Source organism: uncultured Duncaniella sp. (assembly GCF_910577345.1).
In the GTDB taxonomy this organism is placed as follows: domain Bacteria; phylum Bacteroidota; class Bacteroidia; order Bacteroidales; family Muribaculaceae; genus Duncaniella.
This window is the reverse complement of sequence record NZ_CAJTMT010000003.1, coordinates 149,638-170,544: the sequence shown is the minus strand read 5'-3', so window position 1 is coordinate 170,544 and position 20,907 is coordinate 149,638. Positions and strand designations below refer to the sequence as shown.

Genomic DNA, 20,907 nt, shown 5'->3' with positions numbered 1-20,907 from the left:
GAATTGTATGGCCACAAAGATAGCAAAAATTTCTCGGTTGAGTCAATTAAATAAATAAAAATTTCTTTAATCGGGCTTCGAGGCTGATTTAAGTGCGATTATGTATTCGTCGGCCTCTCGTCGGCTTTTGAATCTTACGACTGTTCCATTATAGCTGTCCAAAAAGAGATTTATCAATGGTAGTTGCATCTTGGGGAAATCGAGTATCCATTGACGGAATTCCTCGTCAAGTACCGTGTCAGTCCAAGGCATGTCAACGCGCTCTTTTCCAAGCCGTTCTTCCGCTCCTGCGAGGCAGACTTCCAACGGGAGGTCGAACATGAAAACCGTGTCGCATCGAAACAGCCTCAACGGAAGTGTACGGATGTAGTTACCGTCAATAATCCAACGGTCTCCATCAAGCAGGCTGTCGAGCTGTTTGTCAAATTCCTCACGGCTGACAGTGGTCCGGTCCGGCCGGTGCCATATCATATCGAGATAATGTAGAGGCAGACCGGTCACATCTGCCAATTTCCTCCCGAAAGTGCTCTTCCCGGCACCGGGACAACCGATGATGATGACTTTCTGCATGATTATTAATTCTGTTAAAATTCAAAAATGAAGTATCGGTTAAAAATACCCTATTTTTAGGTATTTTTTGTGGTGGGTTTCTTTCATAATTTTGCATCGGATAATTTTACAATGAAATTCAGATAACTTACAATGAATTTCAGATAAATTACAACGTAACAAAGGATAATTTATAACGAAACAAAGTATGAAAGAAACTGCAATTTTTTATGGTTCGACGACCGGCAATTGCGAGAGCATTGCACGTCGCATAGCAGAGGCTCTTGGTGTGGATTCATCCTCGGTCTACAGCGCTTCTGAACTTGATGCTGATAAACTTGGCAAGTATGACAACATTCTCCTCGGCTCCTCAACCTGGGGTAGTGGCGATTTGCAGGACGAGTGGTATGATGCCGTCGATATTCTGAAATCTGCCGATCTTGCAGGGAAGACTGTGGCAGTGTTCGGTTGCGGTGATTCCAACGGCTTCAGCACCACATTCTGCGATGCAATGTCAGCTCTTTACGATGCCGCAAAGGGCGCGGGCGCGACTATGGTCGGAGAGGTATCGACGGATGGTTACACGTTTGATGAATCAACCTCTGTTGTCGATGGAAAATTTGTCGGCCTTGCTCTTGACGAGGACAACGAAAGCGATCTGACCGATGCGCGTATCTCGGCTTGGATAGATTCTATTAAACCGATGCTATAACTTCTCCTTGGTCCAGCAGGAGCAAGTCATGGACCATTTGTCGATTGATGTTTATGATTGCGGGAGGAGCAGGGTGGGGCAGCCACCCCGCTCCTCTCTCTGAATTTGTTTAAAGAGGCGTAAGCCGTAAAATAAAAAGGCACAGAACGACAGAAGGTCAGAAGATACAAAAAGATTAATCTCAGTAAATTATACTTCTGTTTCTTTTGTTTATTATGTTCTTTTGTATCTATTTTTTTACGCTGCCCCTTTAAAGAAACAACTTCTGATACTCGCTTTCAAAATTCGGCGTGAAAATGCCTTTGCCCATTGCTTCGGCAATCTCTTCCCGTGACCAGAAACGCCCTCCGTCAAGCTCGTCTGATGGTTGTGGGATGGCGGTGACAACGGTTTTGAAAGCATTGACCATTTCTCTTTCGCGAGAGGATTCAAAAATGTAGCTCTCAATGAATTCCGGCTCGAAATTTTCGAGCCCAAGCTCCTCTTTCGCTTCCCGTCGCAGAGCAGAGGGTATTTCTTCTCCGAAATCCACATGTCCGCCTACGGCTGTGTCCCATTTCCCCGGTTGAATGTCCTTCCATTCAGGGCGTTTCTGTAGATAGAGCCGTCCTTCACGGTCAAACACATGGAGGTGTACCACCGGGTGGAGCAACTTGCTCCCGTCATGGCATTTCCCTCTTGTTGCCGAACCGATCACCTTTCCCGTTTCATCTACGAGCGGAAACAATTCCTGTGCGTTATCTTTGGGCATAGTAGCGTCTTGATTTATGAAATGCCGAGCAGTTCGATTTCGAATATCAAAGTGGATCCACCGGGAATACCGGGCTGATTGAATTTTCCATAGCCCTGTTCAGCGGGGATATAAATTTCCCACTTATCACCGACATGCATCTTTTGCAACGCAATTATCCAGCCCGGAATCAGTTCCCGCAATCGGAATGCGGGTGCGACACCGCCGCGACTGCTGTCGAAAGTCTTACCGTTGATGGTCTTGCCGACATAGTGGGCCACGACGACGCTTCCTCTGTTCGGGGTCGGTCCATCGGTTTTGCCACGCTTGATGACTTTATAGAAAATGCCTTTGTCGAGGGGATACACTCCCTCTTCACGCGACTTTTCCTCAAGCCACGCTTTGTTTTTCTGTATGTATTCCGGTTTTGCCATGTCGCGAAAGAAATAAAAAGTATTTGCGCCCGTCAGCCTCTCCGGGGGTGCGAGAGCCATATAGGGCAGGGTAGAGAAACAAAAAACGCTGATTTTCAGGGCTGTCTCGCGTCTGATAATCAGCGTTTGGTTTTGCGGAGTGAGCGAGATTCGAACTCGCGATACGCTTTTGACGTATACACGCTTTCCAGGCGTGCCTCTTCAGCCACTCGAGCATCACTCCAAAATGGATGTTCCGAGTAATGAATCCGTAGTTGGAAACGATTACGGCTGCAAAGGTAGGTAATTAATTCGGATTGTGCAAATTTTTTTCACGGTGGAATTGATTGCGAACTTTTAAAGTGCTACACCGACGTGGATTGGATTGAAAAAAACGCTGCCCCCATGTCTACTCCAAAAGAAGCCCGACATGGGGACAGTGTCAAAAGTTAATGATTAGTCGGTGGGCTTGACGGCTCACGACGGGATTGAAATTTCAGTCTTAGTTTGCATCCGAATCGCTGTCACCGGTAGCTGTATGGCCTTCACCGGCGGTCAGGGTGTGTTCGCCACGTTCGGAGCTTTTGATAATCTCGGTTGTCAGTTCCTCGGCTCCGGGCGTGTATGTCACACGGATTTCATCGCCTGCGGTGAGTTCCGAATCAATGATAAGCTCGGCGAGTTTGTCTTCAAGATACTTTTGGATGGCTCGTTTGAGCGGACGTGCGCCAAACTGCGAGTCATAGCCTTTCTCGGCAATGAAGTTGCGGGCTTCATCGGAGATATTGAGGATATATCCGAGTTCCTTGACGCGCTTGTTGAAGCCTGCAAGCTCGATGTCGATAATCTTGAAGATGGCATCCTTTGACAGCGGATCAAACATGATGATGTCGTCGATTCGGTTGAGGAATTCGGGGGCGAAAGCCTTGTTGAGAGCCTTGCGCAACACACCTTGGCTATACTCCTTGTCGTCGGCAGGGCGCGAATTGAAACCGATGCCACCGCCGAAGTCTTTGAGTTGGCGAGAACCGATGTTGGAGGTCATGATTATCACAGTGTTCTTGAAGTCGATGCGACGGCCAAGCGAGTCGGTCAGACGGCCTTCGTCCATCACCTGAAGAAGCAGGTTGAACACGTCGGGGTGAGCCTTCTCAATCTCGTCGAGAAGCACGATGGAGTAGGGGTGACGGCGCACTTTCTCCGTTAGCTGACCACCCTCCTCATAACCGACATATCCCGGAGGCGCTCCAACGAGACGCGACACGGTGAATTTTTCCATATATTCACTCATGTCGATGCGGATGAGGGTATCCGAGGAATCAAACATGTATTCCGCGAGCTTCTTTGCAAGGTGAGTCTTACCGACGCCGGTCGGACCGAGGAAGAGGAAGGTGCCGATGGGTTTGTTGGGGTCTTTCAGACCGATGCGGTTGCGCTGGATTGCCTTGACCACCTTCTCGATAGCCGGATCCTGGCCGATGATAAGGCTTTTGAGGGCGGGCGACATCTCTTTGAGTCGTTTGCCTTCGGCCTGTGCCACTCTTTGGACGGGTACGCCTGTCATCATGGCCACGACCTCCGCAACCTTGTCGGCATCGACAGTCTCGCGCATGGCGTTGAGCTGCTCCTCCCATTTGGCTTTCGCTTCCTCAAGCATAGCTTTCAGTTGCTGCTCCTTGTCGCGGTATGAGGCGGCTTTCTCGAAATTCTGCGATTGTGCGGCGCGGAGTTTCTGTGCCGACACCTCCTCGATGTGCTGTTCGAGCTGCTCGATTTCCTTGGGTACAGCGATGTTTGTCACATGCACTCGGCTGCCTGCCTCGTCCATGGCATCAATGGCCTTGTCGGGGAAATTGCGGTCGGAGATGTAGCGCTCGGTGAGCTGCACACATGCGTCAAGTGCCTCCGGCGTATAGTTTACGTTGTGGTGCTCCTCATACTTGTCCTTGATATTGTCAAGGATGATGCGGGTTTCCTCCGAGGTGGTAGGCTCGACCATCACCTTCTGGAAGCGGCGTTCGAGCGCTCCGTCATTCTCGATATTCTTGCGATACTCGTCGAGGGTGGTAGCGCCGATGCACTGTATCTCTCCACGCGCGAGTGCTGGTTTGAGAAGGTTGGCTGCATCCATCGAACCGGCGGCATTTCCCGCGCCGACGATGGTATGGAGCTCGTCGATGAAGAGGATGATGTCCTTGTTCTTCGAAAGCTCGTCGAGGATAGCCTTGATGCGCTCCTCGAACTGTCCGCGATACTTGGTGCCGGCGACGATTGAAGCCATGTCGAGCGACACAACTCTCTTGCCGAAAAGGATACGCGACACCTTGCGCTGCACGATGCGGAGGGCGAGACCTTCGACGATTGCCGATTTGCCGACGCCCGGCTCACCGATGAGCACCGGATTGTTCTTCTTCCTGCGGCTGAGAATCTGGGCGAGACGTTCGATCTCGACATCGCGGCCCACGACCGGGTCGAGGCGGTTTTCCTCGGCGGCAAGTGTCATGTCGTTGCCATATTTGTCAAGCACCGGAGTGTCGTTGCCACGGCGCTGTGCGGTGGTCGCGCCCTGTCTTTTGGCCGATTGCTGGCTCTGGTTGTCCTGTGACTGGCGGGGAGGCATGTCGTCCTCGTCATCATCGCCCGCAAACTCGGCGTTGAGCGCGGTGGGTATATTGGCATCGGTTGCCACGATGCGGTAAAGCGCCTCGTATGATATGCCTGCGCGCTTGAAAGTCTCCATGAATTCGGAATTCTGTGCGTCCGAATTGTGGAAAATTGCGAGCAGGAGGTGGGTTGCGTCCACCTCATTGCTTTTGAGCATACGGGCTTCGAGTACGCTGAGCTTGATGATGCGTCCGGTGAGGTCGCTGAGGCTCACTTCGTTGACGCCGACTGTGCCTTGATACCCGGCATCGGTCGCGGCATTGAAAAGCGCCTTATCGAGATTCTCGCGCAGCTCGTAGGCCGACGCGCCTTTGGCCGCGCGGTCTATAAGTCGGGCCGGCTCCCCCTCCATGTCTGTCAGGAGTGACAGCAGGATGTGCTCGGGCATGACATAGCGGTTGTTGTGCCGGGCTGCCTGGCGGGGTGAATCGGAGATTATTTCCTTGAATTTTCGTGAATAAACTGTGTCCATCTTGATTGTACCTTTCTTTGTTAAGTGGTGAACTTTCCCGGCCTTGACTGCGGGGACATCGCGCTTGCAGGCCGGTTGGGAGAGATGATGAATTGCTGTGTCGTAGATGCTGACGCAAGAGTCGGCTTTAGGCCGTTTGGACAGTCCCGACATAGCTTTCTACTATCAAAAACTATGCCAAAGTCTGCCACTTTCTTCTAATAACAATTAAAAAACATTTCTTGATGTGCAAAGATACGATTTTTGCAAAATATTTCTTACCTTTGTCGGGAAAAATCCTTTTGTGATTTCTCGGACTACACATTATTAATATAGTAAGAAGATAAGTTTTTAAAGGGGTTGTTGGCCGTCGGAGCTTTCCTTCGGATTCAGCGCCTCCGTATTGAAAAAGCTATGATTGAAGAAGATCGCATTATCAAGATCAATATCGAGAACGAGATGAAGAGCGCCTATATCGACTATTCGATGTCGGTCATCGTCTCGCGAGCCTTGCCTGACGTGCGCGACGGACTCAAGCCCGTTCACCGCCGTGTGCTTTTTGGAATGAATGAGATGGGCAACACCTCCGACCGTGCCCACAAGAAATCCGCAAACTGTGTCGGTGAGGTCATGGGTAAGTATCACCCCCATGGCGACTCGTCGATTTACGGCACTGTAGTCCGCCTTGCCCAGCCCTGGGCCATGCGTTACACTCTTGTGGACGGTCACGGCAACTTCGGTTCTGTCGACGGCGACGGAGCTGCTGCGATGCGTTACACCGAGGTGCGTCTCGACAAACTTGGCGAAGAAATGCTTGCCGATATTGACAGCGATACTGTTGATTTCCAGCGCAACTACGATAACACCCGCGACGAGCCTGTGGTGCTTCCGACCCGTTTCCCCAACCTCCTTGTCAACGGAGCTTCGGGTATCGCCGTCGGTATGGCTACCAATATGCCTACCCACAACCTCGCCGAGTCCATCAACGCATGTATGGCCTACATCGACAATCCCGAGATTGATGTCGAAGGCCTCATGAAATACATTCCCGCTCCTGACTTCCCCACCGGCGGTACCATCTATGGCTACAACGGCGTGAAGGAAGCCTACGAGACAGGCCGTGGCCGTGTCGTCATCCGTTCGAAGGCTGAAATCGAGGTTGAGGATAACCACGAGAATATAATTGTCACCGAGATTCCCTATGGTGTCAACAAGGCTGAGCTTATCGCCTATATCGCGCAGCTCGTCAACGACAAGAAGCTCGACGGCATTGCCGACATCAACGATGAGAGTAACTACAAGGGTATGCGTATCGTCATCAAGCTCAAGAGCGATGCCAACGCAAGTGTAGTTCTCAACAAGCTCTACAAGATGACCCAGATGCAGGCCTCGTTCAGTGTCAACAACGTGGCTCTCGTCAACGGTCGTCCCAAGACACTGAATCTCAAGGAACTCATCGGCGAGTTCGTGAAGCATCGCCACGAGGTCGTCATCCGTCGCACTCAGTTTGAGCTCAACAAGGCCCAGGAGCGTGCCCACATCCTCGAAGGTCTCATCATCGCTTCGCAGAACATCGACGAGGTCATCAAGATTATCCGTGCTGCATCCGACACCCAGGGTGCCCGCGAGGCTCTTAAGGAGCGTTTCGGCCTGACCGACCCACAGACTGCCGCCATCGTCGAGATGCGTCTGCGTCAGCTCACCGGACTGGAGCAGGACAAACTCCGCAACGAATACGAAGCTCTCGAAAAGGAAATCGCACGTCTCGAACTCATCCTTTCCGACGAACACACCTGCCGTGAGCTCATCAAGTCCGAACTCATGGAGGTCCGCGACAAATACGGCGACGCCCGCCGCACCGACATCGACTACACGGCCGGTGACTTCAACGCCGAGGACTTCTATGCCGACGATGACATGATTATCACCATCTCTCACCTCGGCTACATCAAGCGCACACAGCTCAGCGAATTCCGTGCGCAGAACCGTGGTGGAGTAGGTGCCAAGGGTTCCGATACCCGCAATGAGGACTTCATCGAGCATATCTATCCCGCCTCGATGCACAACTACATGCTCTTCTTCACCCAGAAGGGTCGCTGCTACTGGCTTAAGGTCTACGAGATTCCCGAGGGTGCCAAGAACTCCAAGGGACGTGCCATCCAGAATATGCTCAACATCGAGTCGGATGATTCGGTCAAGGCATTCATCTGCACCAAGTCGCTCGGCGATGCAGACTTTGTCCGCACCCACAACCTCGTGTTCGCCACCAAGAAGGGTGTCATCAAGAAGACACGCCTCGAAGCCTACTCGCGTCCCCGCGCCCGCGGTGTCAACGCAATCATCATCCGTGAGGACGACGAACTCCTCAGCGTTGAGATGACCGACGGCAACAGCGAGATTCTCCTCGCCAACCGTAATGGCCGTGCCATCCGCTTCCCCGAGAACAAGGTCCGCGAGATGGGCCGTATGTCCACCGGTGTGCGCGGCATGACCCTCGACGGCGAAGACGATGAGGTTGTAGGCATGATCTGTATGCCCGAAGGCACCACCAACGATGTCATGGTTCTCAGTGAGCGCGGCTATGGTAAGCGCACTCCGCTCGACACTGAGATTACAAATGCCGATGGCGTGACTGAGAAAGTTCCCGTCTACCGTGTCACCAACCGTGGCGGTAAGGGTGTCCGCACAATGAATATCACCGAGAAGACCGGCCGTCTGGTTGCCATCGAAAGTGTCAACGACGACAATGACCTTGTCATCATCAACAAGAGCGGTATCACCCTCCGCATCCACGTTGCCGACATCCGTGTGCAGGGACGTGCCACCCAGGGTGTCCGTATCATCAACCTTGAAAAGCGCAACGACACCATCGCGTCTGTCTGCTGCGTCGATTCCGATCCAGAGGAAGAGGTCGAGCAGGTAGAGGCTCAGGAACTCGCCCCCGAACTTCCCGAGGATGAACTTCTCGAAGTCGAGGAAATCGACGAGGAGGTGATTGATGATGATGCCGACGCAGAGTCGGAGGCCGCTGATGACACCGAAGAGTGATAATCTCCATATTTCTGCTATTCAGACAGATTAAACAACAGCAAAACTATTAATACCAAAAAAATACTTATTTCTATTATGAAAAAAATCTGCGTCTTAACCGTTGGGCTTTTCGCAGCCGCTTCCATGACCGCCCAGGTGGCCGTGGTCAAAGAAGCTGAAAAGGCGTTCAAGAGCGCTGACAGCTATGCTGCCTATCAGAAGGCTCTCAATGTGATCACACCTGCATTCTCAAACCCTGAAACTGACAAGGATGCCCAGACCTACTGGATTCCCGGTAAGGCAGGCTTCAAACTCTACGACGACCTTTTTGCAAAGAAGACTTTCGGACAGGACGTGAACCTCATCGACATGAGCAACGCTCTTCTCGATGGCTACACCTACGGCATGAAGGCCCTCTCTCTCGACACCATTGTTGATGCCAAGGGAAAGCAGAAAACCAAATTCTCGAAGGACATCGTCAGCCAGATTGCAGGTCATGCCAACGACTTCCTCAATGCCGGTGCCGCTTACTGGGAAGCTCATGACTACAAGAAAGCCTACGAGGCATTCAACGACTATCTCGTAATCCCCGGTAACCCCCGTCTCGGCAAGAACGCTCCCGCCGCACTTCCCGATTCGACCGCAACTCAGATTCTCTACAACTGCGCACTCGCTGCATGGCAGGCTGAGATGCTCCCCGAAGCAGCCGCTTCGTTCGACGAGCTCATCGCCAAGGGCTATGACGATGCCAACGCCTACGACTATGCCTACAGCGTAGCATACCAGATGCAGGATGAGCCCCGCAAGCTCAGCTACTCTCAGGCTGCCCTCGACAAGTTCGGCACCTCTGATCCCAAGTTCCTCCAGCGTCTCGTCAACAGCTACATCGAGAGCAAGGATTTCGACAAGGCGACCACAATGCTCAACAATGCCATTGCCGCTGATCCCAACAATGCCGCCTACTATCTCTCGCTCGGTGTGCTCCGTGAGCAGCAGAACGATTTCAACGGTGCCAAGGAAGCCTACGAGAAGGCTGTGTCAATCGATCCCGAAAGCGCGATCAACAACCTCTACTATGGCCGTATGCTCGTGCAGCAGTACAATGACCTCGATCAGGCAGCAGCCAACATGTCGCAGCAGGAATACAATAAGTACAACTTCGAGACCATGCGCCCCATCATCCTTGAGGCCGTCAAGTATCTCGAAAAAGCTTATCAGCTTGACAATGACCAGACTGATGCTCTCCGTTACCTCAAGAACATCTACTATGTTCTCAATGACGGCGACAACCTCCTCCGCGTCGAAGGTCTCCTCGGCAAGTAATATTGGATCCTGACAATCGCTGAGAAATTGTTTGAAATAAATTTTTAAGCAGTTACCGAATAAGCCGTGGCCTCAAACCGAATTCGCTTCGGTGACGCCACGGCTTTTTTGTCACCTGCATTCAGAATTCTTTAAACATGACATCAAACCCTTCGACAATCTCGACTTTAGAGCAGTTTGACGGTGCGCTGAGCGCGTGCCGCACAGTTTTTGTCAATAAACTCGTTGACTACGGAGCCTCATGGCGCATCATGCGTCCCCGCTCAATCACTGACCAGCTTTACATCAAGGCCAAGCGCATCCGCACTCTCGAAGAGGGGGAGGCGATGGTCAACGAAGGTATCCTGGGTGAATTCATGGCCATTGTCAACTACGGCCTCATCGGTCTCATTCAGCTTGAACTCGGCTATGCCGATGAATCGGACATCACCGCAGAGACAGCCATAGAGCTGTATGACCGCTACGCTTCCGGTTCGCGCGCCCTGATGGCTGCCAAGACCCATGACTATGGCGACGCATGGCGTGGCATGAGAGTCAACTCCTACACCGATTTCATCCTCACCAAGCTTCAGCGCGTCAAGGAGATTGAAGGCAACGGCGGTGCGACAACCGTTTCCGAGGGTATAGATTCCAACTACATGGATATTATAAATTATGCCGTCTTCGCCATCATCAAACTTACCGAGCAAGCGTGATGTGATTTATCATCCTGCTCTTGTATGGTTGTTCCGTATTCTTGTCGGAGCGACCTTTATCGTTTCAGGCTTTGCCAAAAGCATAGACCCCTGGGGCAGTTTCTATAAGATTTCCGAGTATCTCGACGTGTGGGGTTGGGACATACCCCACGCTCTTGTGGTGCTGGGCGCGTTTGCGCTCGGATGTTCGGAATTCGTCCTCGGCTGTCTGCTCTTCTTCGGTTGTTACCGCAGGGTGGGGGTATGGCTCATGATGCTCATGATGTGCTTCATGCTTCCGCTGACCCTTTATATCGCTATTGCCAGCCCTGTGGCTGACTGCGGATGTTTCGGTGATTTCCTTGTCATCTCCAACAATGCCACCTTTGTCAAGAATATTTTCCTGACACTGATGCTCGTCTATCTCATCATGTTCAATGCGCGCGTCGAGGGCCTTTTTGTCCCTTACGTCCAATGGGTGATAGGCGGTCTGCTCTCGCTCTACATATTTATAGTATCACTGATTGGCTTCAATGTCCAGCCGATGATTGATTTCCGTCGGTTCGCACCCGAAACCTCTCTGATTCCCGACGATTCGGAAAGTTCGGATGAGGATGATGTTGACTATGAGTTCATTTATGAGAAAGATGGCCGTGAGGAGACATTCTCAATAGATAATCTTCCGGATTCAACATGGACTTTCGTTGACCGTAAGGTCATCGGCGGCGATGAGGCTCTTTCCGACGGCTTTTCGGTAATTGTTGATGATGAGGATATTGCAGCGGATATAATTGATCCGGACAATGACCAATTTCTCGTGACAATTCCGGATCTTGAGGCGGTTGACCTTTCATATACCTACCTTCTCAACGAGCTCAACGACTATATCACTGAAAGAGGTGGCACTATGGTGGCCCTTGTTAACGGTGATGAGAAGGGCATCGACTGGTGGAAGGATATTTCAATGGCGTCATATCCCATCTACAGTGCCGAGCCGACAATGATAAAGGAGCTTGCGCGCGGTTATGCAGCCATAATTTATCTTCACAAGGGACAGGTGAAATGGAAGCGGACACTGTCGTCAATTTCATATTCGACCGTCACCGATACCCCTGCCCCCGAACTTCTCAACGCCCTTGACCCCGAGCCGAGATACTATCTCAATCTCCTGACATTGTTCTTCGGCGGTGTGATTTTTGTCATCATGGTGCTTGACAGAAGCGGCCGGCTTGTCTCATGGCACATCCGCCGTCGCAAATCCAAACGAGTTCGACAATCATCCGCAAAGAAAACGCCTGAAGATACTGCTGCCGTCTCCACTGACAATGTTGATTCGACTGCGGCGGCAGATACGGATTCAAAGGATTCTGAGCAATTGTCGAAATGACATTTGAAAGCCTATCCGGCTGGTGAGCATACGCGCTAAAGCTCATTCATCAAAATGGTGCTGTATCAGAATTCAATATTTCCGTTTTTTGATACAGAAGTAAAAAAGTGCATAAGAAACAAAAGATATATTTTTCTGTAGGATTGATAGTTACCTTCATATTCTTTATTGAAAAAATTCTTTTGTTTCTTATGCTCTTTTGTGCTTTTGTATCTCTTGTGTCGATTTGATACAGTTGCGTGGGACATATAAGTTGCAACTTTAAACCATCTCGGGTTGTTAAGAAAAATATAGATTCTTAACAACCCGTCATCACTTATATAGATAGTTATGTCAACCCACGCTTCAGATCATGATCGCAAAGTCGATCTCAATCCGTCCGACTTTGAGTCGGGTGGTTTCGCCCACCATATTTTCTACTCCGCACGGCAGGCCCTACGGCATCACGCCACGGGTGGCAATATCCTTATCCTTGCTACCGTCTGTGCCCTTGTCGTCGCAAATATCCCCGGAATAAACACCCTTTACTCCGATTTCTGGAATCAGGAGATGCGCCTGCAGGTCGGGGATTTCAATATCTTCTCCCATGCCGGACACCCCATGACTGTCCTGCAGTTCATCAACGATGCCCTCATGGCATTGTTCTTCTTCACAATCGGTCTTGAGATCAAGCGTGAGGTGCTGGTCGGTGAGCTATCGTCGTTCCGTCAGGCCCTCCTTCCAATCATGGGAGCTATCGGCGGCATGATATTTCCGGTCGGACTTTTCATCCTCCTTTCGCTCGGAACTGACTATATCGACGGAGCTGCAATCCCGATGGCAACGGACATTGCCTTCTCTTTAGGAGTGCTTGCCATACTCGGGTCGCGCGTCCCACTCTCGCTGAAAATATTCCTGACAACTCTTGCCGTCGTGGACGACATCGGCGGTATCATCGTCATCGCCGCTTTCTATTCAACCCATATTGACCTCGCCTTCATCGGCTATGCAGCGATTGGGCTTGCCATTCTTATCGTCGGCGGTGGTTTGATGAAGATTCAGAGCAAGATTTTCTATGTTCTGGTCGGCGGTGTCGTCTGGTTCTTCGTCCTCAATTCAGGCATACACCCGACCATCGCCGGTGTGCTCATAGCTTTCTGTGTGCCCTCGGTTCCCGTGTACGCTCCCGGTAAATATGTCAAGATAATCCGCAGTTCAATCCGTCATTTCAACGAGGCTGACGATGAGGAACTTGGCCAGGGTAAACTCCTCAACCATGAGGAGATGGACTGGTTGAAGAAAATCGAGAGCGCGTCGGATAAGGTCATCTCTCCGTTGCAGGATCTTGAAGACTCGCTCCATCCGGTGGTCAACTATCTCATCATCCCGCTTTTTGCCTTTGCAAATGCCGGAATCTATCTGCTCGACATGAATCCTGTCACCATCATTTCCGGGATAAGCCTTGCCATCATTGTCGGTCTGGTTGTCGGTAAGTTTGTCGGTATCTTCCTCTTCTCATGGCTCACTGTCAAACTGCGTTTGGCTCCGATGCCCGACCATTCCAACTGGAAGATGATCGGTGCAGTCTCGATGCTCGGCGGTATCGGTTTCACCGTTTCGCTCTTCATTGCCAACCTCTCGTTTGGCGACGGTGGTCCGGCCGAGCTGGCTCTCCTCAATGATGCCAAACTGGGCATTGTGGCCGGTTCACTGATTGCCGGATTGCTGGGCTACGTCCTTCTCTCTCGTTTCCTGCCCGCAGCTTCGCAGGACGATGAACCGGAGGAGGAATAAGCAACCTGCAATATGCCGTGTCGTGTCCCAAGCCCTCTAAAGGCTTTTTAACCTTTTAAATATGATGGCAATGTGTTGCGATTAAAGAATTATTTCATTAATTTTGCACGTTGATAAGAATAAGGAAAATAACTCTTTATAAATACACATTCGAAATGACTATCGATCAGTACAATTTCAACGGCAAAAAAGCCATTGTCCGCGTGGACTTTAACGTACCTCTGGACGAAAACGGTAACATTACCGACGACACCCGTATCCGTGGCGCTCTCCCCACTCTCAAGAAGATTCTTGCCGATGGTGGCAGCCTCATCATCATGAGCCACATGGGCAAGCCCAAAGGCAAAGTCAACCCCAAGATGTCTCTTGCTCAGATTAAGGATACAGTAGGTAAGTATCTCGGAACAGAAGTACAGTTTGCCGAAGATTGCGCAAAGGCTGCCGAACAGGCCGCTAACCTTAAGCCCGGCGAAGTTCTCCTTCTCGAAAACCTTCGTTTCCACCCCGAGGAAGAGGGCAAGCCTGTCGGCATCGACAAGGAAGATCCCGCCTACGATGCAGCCAAGAAGGAAATGAAGGAGCGTCAGAAGGAATTCGCAAAGACTCTCGCTTCGTATGCTGACGTTTATGTGAACGACGCCTTCGGTACAGCTCACCGCCGCCACGCTTCAACTGCCGTAATCGCTGATTACTTCGACAATGATTCAAAGATGCTCGGCTACCTCATGGAGAAGGAAGTCAACGCTGTCGATGCTATCCTCAAGGATATCAAGCGCCCCTTCACCGCTATCATGGGTGGCTCGAAGGTTTCTACCAAGATCGGCATCATCGAGAACCTCATGGACAAGGTCGACAACCTCATCCTCTGTGGCGGTATGACCTATACTTTCGCCAAGGCCAAGGGTGGCAAAGTCGGCAAGTCAATCTGCGAGAACGATAAGCTCGACCTCGCTCTCGACATCATCAAGAAGGCTGAGGAGAAGGGTGTGAACCTCGTTCTCGGTACTGACTGTGTTGCCGGTGACGACTTCAGCAACGATGCCAACACAATGGTTGTATCCTGTATGGACATCCCCGAAGAGTGGGAAGGTCTCGACGCAGGTCCTGTGACCCGCGAGCTCTTCGCAAACGCCATCAAGGGTGCCAAGACTATCCTTTGGAACGGTCCTGCAGGCGTGTTTGAATTCGACAACTTCGCTGCCGGTTCACGCGCTATCGCCGACGCTATCGTAGAGGCGACCGAAAACGGTGCTTTCTCTCTCGTGGGTGGTGGTGACTCTGTTGCCTGCATCAACAAGTTTGGTCTCGCTGACAAGGTTAGCTATGTTTCAACCGGTGGTGGTGCCCTCCTTGAAGCTATCGAAGGCAAGGAGCTCCCCGGCATCGCAGCTATCCGTGGTTCTGAAAAATAATTGTCCGCTTACGGCTTAGACAAGCCGTGATGCAGATTGTGCCCGCTATTTGACGGACACAATACGGACAAATGACAACAAGGACAGAAGCAATATGTCGTTTCCCCCGACATGGCTTCTGTCCTTTTCCCATTCCATATCCAACCGCAGAAACATACAAGTATGATGAGACGTAAGGAAACCATCCGTGTCGAGAATCTGGTGACAGGCTATCACGACAAGCATCGCAGGATTGTTGTGACCGACGGCATTGATGCTTCGCTTTTTTCAGGCGAACTGACCTGTCTGCTCGGACCGAACGGTGCGGGTAAATCCACTCTGTTGAAGACTCTTTCCGCTTTCATCCCTCCGCTTGCAGGACGGATTGTTATCGAGGGCCGTGACCTCGCTGACTATTCCGATAGTGACCTTGCAAAAGTCATCGGCGTGGTGCTGACGGAGCGTATAAATCTCAGCAACATGTCGGTGGAGGAACTCGTCGGTATGGGCCGCAGTCCCTACACCGGATTCTGGGGCGCGTTGACTGAGCATGACCGCAGTATTGTGGACGAGGCTATCTCATTGGTACGCATAAACGAGCTTCGCCACAGGATGGTCAATACTCTCAGCGATGGCGAACGCCAGAAGGTGATGATTGCCAAAGCTCTCGCGCAGGAGACCCCGATAATCTTTCTTGACGAGCCTACAGCCTTTCTCGACTATCCGAGCAAGGTGGAAATCATGCAGCTACTTCAGGAACTCTCACGCGTTAAGGACAAGACTGTTTTCCTCTCCACCCATGACCTTGAACTTGCCTTGCAGATTGCTGATAAGATATGGTTGATTGATAAGAAACACGGCGTGGAGATTGGCACACCGGAGGATCTTGCGCTCGACGGCCAGATGGGACGGTATTTTGAGCGCGACGGCATCGTTTTCGACCTTGATACCGGTCTGTTCAGAATCAACAACCGCCTTGACCGTAAAATCTCACTTTCAGGCGATGGTTGCCGCTATAATCTCGTGAAGAAAGCTCTTGCCCGTTGCGGAGTTGAAGCTGTTAATCCCGGCGAAAGTGAGGAGATTATAGAGATAAAAGGCAACGCATATTTATTTAACGGACGCGAACTCCACACAGTGGAGGAGCTTATTGATGCAGTGACGAAAACCGAAAAATATCAACCATGAGAAGAATCTATACGCGCACAGGTGATATGGGCACAACTGCTATCAACGGCAAAATCAGGGTGCCCAAAACCGATATAAGAATCGAGGCAAACGGCACTCTCGACGAACTTAATGTGGCCATCGGCATTGTCCGCACCTTCCTTCCGGGCGACCATGAATGGCAAACGTCGCTGAAGGATATTCAGATGAATCTCATGACCGTCATGAGTCTTGTAGCAACACGGAGTGATATGCGCGACGCAAACCCAAATTCCCTTCCTGCAAGTTTGGTCGACGATACGGAAGCATTGATTGACAGCATTGCAGCCTCATGTCCGGTCGCCGAAAACTTCATCTTGCCCGGTGGAAGCGGACCGTCAGCCTTCCTGCACCAGTGCAGGGTGACAGCCCGCCGAGCAGAGCGCCGTCTGTGGGCTTTACATGAAACTGACCCGCTCCCGGCCGACATCCTCCGTTATGTCAACCGCCTTTCAGACCTCTTCTTCATCATGGCCCGCACATCGCTCCTTACCTCCTCCCTCCAAGAAGAACCCTGGCGCCCCTTCGCCTACAAACGCCACCCCACCGGCAATCCCTGAAAGGGTAGAGAGCAATTTTATAGTATCTTTTCTATATCAATGTAGCAAGATTGCTAACTTACTTATGGTATGAGATGAAAGAAGGATTGGAATCCTCGCAAGCATTACTTGCTGATTTCAAAACGTTCTTCGAACTTTAAGGCAGACATATCTTGGCCTGAATAATTCTATCCGTTAGAGAGAATCTGTAAGAAATGGATAATTCATTTTTTCTAAAGAAAGATAAGAATCGGTTAGAATAAAATTTAACACGGTTTAAACTCACATCGGTGTAGATATAAATTGCATGAAATTATAAAATGAACATGCTGCAAATTTTATTTCAATCACGGCGGAAGAGGTCGCGGGTATAGACTTTGGAGCTGACATCATCGAGAATCGAATCGTAGCGGTTGGCGACGATGGCATTGGACAGCCGTTTGAATTCATCGAGGTCATTTACGATGCGTGAGCCAAAGAATGTGGTTCCGTCCGCAAGAGCGGGTTCATAGATAATCACTTGAGCGCCTTTAGCCTTGATGCGCTTCATCACTCCCTGAATCGACGATTGACGGAAATTGTCGGAATTGGACTTCATCGTAAGACGGTAGACTCCTATCACGCAATTTCCTTCGGATGAGTTAAGTTTTGAGTTGTCAGTTGTGAGTTTTGAGTTGTCAGACTTGCATTGTGCATCATGCATCGTGTATTGAACATTGTCCGAATAGTCATACCATCCGGCCATTTTAAGGACTTGATCGGCAATGAAGTCTTTGCGTGTGCGGTTGCTCTCCACGATTGCTGTCATCATATTCTGTGGGACCTCCGCATAGTTGGCGAGAAGCTGTTTGGTGTCTTTAGGAAGGCAGTAGCCACCGTATCCGAAGGAGGGATTGTTGTAGTGTGATCCTATTCGTGGGTCAAGTCCTACACCTTCAATGATGGCTTGTGAGTCGAGCCCCTTGACTTCGGCATAAGTGTCGAGCTCGTTGAAGTAGCTGACACGGAGTGCAAGATAGGTGTTGGCAAAGAGCTTTACGGCTTCAGCCTCCTTCATTCCCATAAAAAGGGTGGGAATCTCTTCCTTTATGGCTCCTTGCTGCAGGAGCGAGGCGAAAATTTTGGCTTGTTGCTGAAGGTGTGGAAGGTCGGCAAGACGTTTGATGGCCTCGTTTTCCTCATCGAATCGGTCATCAGCTATGACTTTGGGCACTCCGAGGATTATGCGTGAAGGGTAGAGATTGTCGTAGAGGGCTTTGCTCTCGCGAAGGAATTCGGGCGAGAAGAGCAGATTTAACCGTGAAACTCCTTTGGCTGCATATTTTGCGTAGAGGCTCCGGCAATAGCCTACCGGGACAGTGGATTTTATAATCATCGTGGCTTGAGGATTCACACGGAGTACGCTGTCAATCACCTCCTCGATATGGTGGGTATCGAAATAGTTTGTTACGGGGTCATAGTTGGTCGGGACAGCGATGACGATGAAATCGGCGTTACTGTAAGCCGTGTCGCCGTCAAGAGTCGCTTTCAGATTGAGCTGTTTCTCCGCGAGATAGCTGACGATATAATCGTCTTGGATAGGGGAGATGCGTGAGTTGATCTTGTCAACTTTCTCAGGAATGACATCAACGGCTGTGACATGATTGTGCTGAGAGAGGAGCACCGCAATACTGAGTCCGACGTAGCCTGTGCCGGCAACTGCTATTTCGTAAGGTTTCACGATTTGGATGTGATTAGAATTACTTATTTATGAACATGGGGACAATCGGGTTATTCTCTGAGAAAGCCCGATTGCCACCATGTCTTGGTCCGATAAGAGAGAAGTCAGCAGGGAATGTCCCTGTGACTTTAGAGTATAACGGAGAAAAGTCAGCGATTCTTGTACATGTCGTCGTAATATTTCTCGTAGTCGCCGGAGGTGATGTTGTCCATCCAGTCCTGATTGTCGAGATACCAGCGGACGGTCTTCTCGATGCCTTCCTCGAACTGGAGCGAGGGCTCCCAACCGAGTTCGCGCTGGAGTTTGCGGGAATCGATGGCGTAGCGCATGTCGTGGCCGAGGCGGTCGGTGACGTAGGTGATGAGCTCGTCGCTGTAGCCTTCGGGGTTACCGAGGAGACGGTCAACGGTCTTGATGATGACACGGATGATGTCGATGTTCTTCCATTCGTTGAAGCCACCGATGTTATAGGTCTCGGCAATCTTGCCTTCGTGGAAGATGGTGTCGATTGCACGGGCGTGGTCAACGACATAGAGCCAGTCGCGCACGTTCTCGCCCTTTCCATAGACCGGCAGCGGTTTGCGGTGACGGATATTGTTGATGAACAGCGGAATGAGCTTTTCGGGGAACTGGTAGGGACCGTAGTTGTTGGAACAGTTGGTCACGATGGTGGGCATTCCGTATGTGTCATGATAGGCACGGACGAAGTGGTCGGATGATGCCTTGGATGCCGAGTAGGGGGAATGGGGATTGTATTTTGTGGTCTCGAGGAAGAACTCCGTGCCGTAGGCATGGTGGTGTTCCGAAGAGGCGGCTGTAGTGAAGGGAGATTCGATTCCTTCGGGATTGGTGAGCTCGAGCGCACCATACACCTCGTCGGTAGAGATGTGGTAGAAACGCTTACCCTCATATTTCTCGGGAAGCGACTCCCAATATTCTTTTGCTGCCTGAAGGAGGGCGAGTGTGCCCATGACGTTTGTGCGGGCAAATGTAAACGGATCTTTGATGGAACGGTCGACATGGCTCTCGGCTGCGAGATGGATGATACCGTCTATCTTGTATTCGCTGATGATACGGCGCATCTCGTCGAGATCTGCGATGTCGGCACGCACGAAGGTGTAGTTGGGACGGTCCTCAATGTCCTTGAGGTTGGCAAGATTACCGGCGTAGGTGAGCTTGTCGAGGTTGACGATGTGGTAGTCGGGATATTTGTTGACGAACAGGCGCACGACGTGTGAGCCGATGAATCCGGCACCGCCGGTGATAAGTATGTTGTGTGGCATAAGTTATTAGTTGTCAGTTGTCAGTTTTGAGTTGTGAGTTTTAAGTTGTGAGTTTTAAGTTGTGAGTTGTGAGCAGTTAGTCTTCAGTCTTTAGTTTTATCCATCAGTGATAAGCTAAAAACTCAAAACTAACAACTCAAAACTCAAAAAACTAACAACTCCCCAAATTCTTGATGCAGACTTTGAGTGAGTCGGTCCAGTAAGGAATCTTACGGCCGAAGGTGTTTTTGAATTTTGTCTTGTCGAGGACAGAGTAAGAGGGGCGCACTACGGGCGATGGGAACTCGTCGGAGTGGCATGGCTGGATGTCGCACGCGGTGTTACCGGCATAGTCGGCAATCATTTTGGTAAAGTCGTACCAGGAGCAGACACCCTCGTTCGAGAAATGGTAGATACCCTCGTTGCCTTCCATCTTGCGGTTCTCGATGATGTCAAAGATGGCATCGGCAAGATCGAGCGCGTAGGTCGGTGTTCCGGCCTGGTCAAATACCACCTTCAGCTCCGGTTTGGTAGAAGTGAGTGTCAGCATGGTTTTCAAGAAGTTCTTGCCGAATTCGGAATAGAGCCATGCGGTACGGAGGACGATGGCCTTCACACCGGATTTCTCAATCTCCTGCTCGCCGTGGAGTTTTGTGAGACCGTAGACGCCTGTCGGGTTGGCCGGTTCATCCTCAGTGCGGGGAGTGTTGCCCTTCGAGCCACCGAAAACATAGTCGGTGGATACGTGGATGAGTGTGCCGCCATTTGCCTTGACTGCATCCGCAAGGTTGCGGACAGCCTTGGCATTGAGAACCTCAGCAAACTCGGCATCGCTCTCAGCCTTGTCGACATTGGTGTAGGCCGCGCAGTTGACAATCACGTTTATATCGTTGTCCTTCACCATCTTCGCAACCGCTGCGGCATCGGTGATGTCGAGCTCGGCAACATCGGTGAAAATGTATTTATCCTTTGAATCCTTGGAGACGAGGCGCATCTCATTGCCGAGCTGGCCGTTGGCTCCTGTCACAAGTATGTTCACTTTATTTAATTCATGATGCACAATGCATGATGCGAAATCTGCAT

Annotated in this window: 16 protein-coding genes and 1 tRNA gene; 9 read left to right on the top strand and 8 right to left on the bottom strand. The window is 50.9% G+C overall.

Going from position 1 to position 20,907, the window contains the following annotated elements; all coding sequences use genetic code 11:
* Positions 1–66: 66 nt before the first annotated feature.
* Positions 67–570 (bottom strand): hypothetical protein, encoded by a 504-nt coding sequence (locus QZ310_RS02645; protein ID WP_297070080.1) that lies wholly within the window; start codon positions 568–570, stop codon positions 67–69.
* 187 nt (positions 571–757) lie between these two features.
* On the opposite strand from QZ310_RS02645, the gene fldA reads away from it, so the two are divergent.
* Complete coding sequence (gene fldA / locus QZ310_RS02640) at positions 758–1,261, top strand: flavodoxin FldA (protein ID WP_297070078.1); 504 nt, start codon at positions 758–760, stop codon at positions 1,259–1,261.
* 250 nt (positions 1,262–1,511) lie between these two features.
* On the opposite strand, the gene QZ310_RS02635 is transcribed toward fldA, so the two are convergent.
* From QZ310_RS02635 to QZ310_RS02620, 4 genes are all read right to left on the bottom strand, one after another.
* On the bottom strand, positions 1,512–2,012 hold the full coding sequence (locus tag QZ310_RS02635; protein WP_297070077.1) for an NUDIX domain-containing protein: 501 nt from the start codon (positions 2,010–2,012) through the stop codon (positions 1,512–1,514).
* 14 nt (positions 2,013–2,026) lie between these two features.
* Positions 2,027–2,425, bottom strand: a complete 399-nt coding sequence (locus tag QZ310_RS02630) for an FKBP-type peptidyl-prolyl cis-trans isomerase (RefSeq protein WP_297070075.1) — start codon at positions 2,423–2,425, stop codon at positions 2,027–2,029.
* Positions 2,426–2,560: 135 nt separating this feature from the next.
* Positions 2,561–2,648, bottom strand: a tRNA-Ser gene (locus tag QZ310_RS02625).
* Between the two features lie 258 nt (positions 2,649–2,906).
* The gene (locus QZ310_RS02620; protein ID WP_297070150.1) at positions 2,907–5,540 is read right to left on the bottom strand and encodes an ATP-dependent Clp protease ATP-binding subunit; all 2,634 of its coding nucleotides are present in this window, start codon (positions 5,538–5,540) and stop codon (positions 2,907–2,909) included.
* Between the two features lie 393 nt (positions 5,541–5,933).
* On the opposite strand from QZ310_RS02620, the gene gyrA reads away from it, so the two are divergent.
* The 8 genes from gyrA (at position 5,934) to QZ310_RS02580 (ending at position 16,863) form a co-directional block, all read left to right on the top strand.
* A complete protein-coding gene (gene gyrA / locus QZ310_RS02615; protein ID WP_297070074.1) occupies positions 5,934–8,567 on the top strand; it encodes a DNA gyrase subunit A in 2,634 nt (877 codons plus the stop codon).
* Between the two features lie 78 nt (positions 8,568–8,645).
* On the top strand, positions 8,646–9,872 hold the full coding sequence (locus QZ310_RS02610; RefSeq protein ID WP_297070072.1) for a tetratricopeptide repeat protein: 1,227 nt from the start codon (positions 8,646–8,648) through the stop codon (positions 9,870–9,872).
* A gap of 137 nt (positions 9,873–10,009) precedes the next feature.
* The gene (locus QZ310_RS02605; RefSeq protein WP_297070070.1) at positions 10,010–10,567 is read left to right on the top strand and encodes a DUF1599 domain-containing protein; all 558 of its coding nucleotides are present in this window, start codon (positions 10,010–10,012) and stop codon (positions 10,565–10,567) included.
* 1 nt (position 10,568) lies between these two features.
* Positions 10,569–11,933, top strand: a complete 1,365-nt coding sequence (locus tag QZ310_RS02600; RefSeq protein WP_297070068.1) for a BT_3928 family protein — start codon at positions 10,569–10,571, stop codon at positions 11,931–11,933.
* A gap of 330 nt (positions 11,934–12,263) precedes the next feature.
* Entirely contained in the window at positions 12,264–13,706 is a 1,443-nt protein-coding gene (nhaA, locus tag QZ310_RS02595) for a Na+/H+ antiporter NhaA (protein ID WP_297070066.1), read from the top strand.
* Positions 13,707–13,861: 155 nt separating this feature from the next.
* On the top strand, positions 13,862–15,118 hold the full coding sequence (locus QZ310_RS02590; protein ID WP_297070064.1) for a phosphoglycerate kinase: 1,257 nt from the start codon (positions 13,862–13,864) through the stop codon (positions 15,116–15,118).
* Between the two features lie 165 nt (positions 15,119–15,283).
* Entirely contained in the window at positions 15,284–16,285 is a 1,002-nt protein-coding gene (locus QZ310_RS02585; protein WP_297070149.1) for an ABC transporter ATP-binding protein, read from the top strand.
* Positions 16,282–16,863: a cob(I)yrinic acid a,c-diamide adenosyltransferase gene (locus tag QZ310_RS02580; RefSeq protein WP_297070062.1), complete on the top strand. Its 582-nt coding sequence runs from the start codon at positions 16,282–16,284 to the stop codon at positions 16,861–16,863. Before QZ310_RS02585 ends, QZ310_RS02580 begins: the two co-directional genes overlap by 4 nt.
* Before the next feature lie 322 nt (positions 16,864–17,185).
* On the opposite strand, the gene QZ310_RS02575 is transcribed toward QZ310_RS02580, so the two are convergent.
* The 3 genes from QZ310_RS02575 to rfbD form a co-directional block, all read right to left on the bottom strand.
* Positions 17,186–18,565: a UDP binding domain-containing protein gene (locus QZ310_RS02575; RefSeq protein ID WP_297070147.1), complete on the bottom strand. Its 1,380-nt coding sequence runs from the start codon at positions 18,563–18,565 to the stop codon at positions 17,186–17,188.
* A 146-nt stretch (positions 18,566–18,711) separates the two neighbouring features.
* Entirely contained in the window at positions 18,712–19,845 is a 1,134-nt protein-coding gene (locus tag QZ310_RS02570; RefSeq protein WP_297070059.1) for a dTDP-glucose 4,6-dehydratase, read from the bottom strand.
* Between the two features lie 151 nt (positions 19,846–19,996).
* Positions 19,997–20,863, bottom strand: coding sequence for a dTDP-4-dehydrorhamnose reductase (gene rfbD / locus QZ310_RS02565; RefSeq protein ID WP_297070057.1), 867 nt, complete (start codon positions 20,861–20,863; stop codon positions 19,997–19,999).
* Between the last annotated feature and the right edge of the window lie 44 nt (positions 20,864–20,907).

Coding starts and splice junctions, on each gene's coding strand:
- QZ310_RS02645 (WP_297070080.1), bottom strand. CDS start 570: ATGCAGAAAGTCATCATCATCGGTTGTCCCGGTGCCGGGAAGAGCACT.
- fldA (WP_297070078.1), top strand. CDS start 758: ATGAAAGAAACTGCAATTTTTTATGGTTCGACGACCGGCAATTGCGAG.
- QZ310_RS02635 (WP_297070077.1), bottom strand. CDS start 2,012: ATGCCCAAAGATAACGCACAGGAATTGTTTCCGCTCGTAGATGAAACG.
- QZ310_RS02630 (WP_297070075.1), bottom strand. CDS start 2,425: ATGGCAAAACCGGAATACATACAGAAAAACAAAGCGTGGCTTGAGGAA.
- QZ310_RS02620 (WP_297070150.1), bottom strand. CDS start 5,540: ATGGACACAGTTTATTCACGAAAATTCAAGGAAATAATCTCCGATTCA.
- gyrA (WP_297070074.1), top strand. CDS start 5,934: ATGATTGAAGAAGATCGCATTATCAAGATCAATATCGAGAACGAGATG.
- QZ310_RS02610 (WP_297070072.1), top strand. CDS start 8,646: ATGAAAAAAATCTGCGTCTTAACCGTTGGGCTTTTCGCAGCCGCTTCC.
- QZ310_RS02605 (WP_297070070.1), top strand. CDS start 10,010: ATGACATCAAACCCTTCGACAATCTCGACTTTAGAGCAGTTTGACGGT.
- nhaA (WP_297070066.1), top strand. CDS start 12,264: ATGTCAACCCACGCTTCAGATCATGATCGCAAAGTCGATCTCAATCCG.
- QZ310_RS02590 (WP_297070064.1), top strand. CDS start 13,862: ATGACTATCGATCAGTACAATTTCAACGGCAAAAAAGCCATTGTCCGC.
- QZ310_RS02585 (WP_297070149.1), top strand. CDS start 15,284: ATGAGACGTAAGGAAACCATCCGTGTCGAGAATCTGGTGACAGGCTAT.
- QZ310_RS02580 (WP_297070062.1), top strand. CDS start 16,282: ATGAGAAGAATCTATACGCGCACAGGTGATATGGGCACAACTGCTATC.
- QZ310_RS02570 (WP_297070059.1), bottom strand. CDS start 19,845: ATGCCACACAACATACTTATCACCGGCGGTGCCGGATTCATCGGCTCA.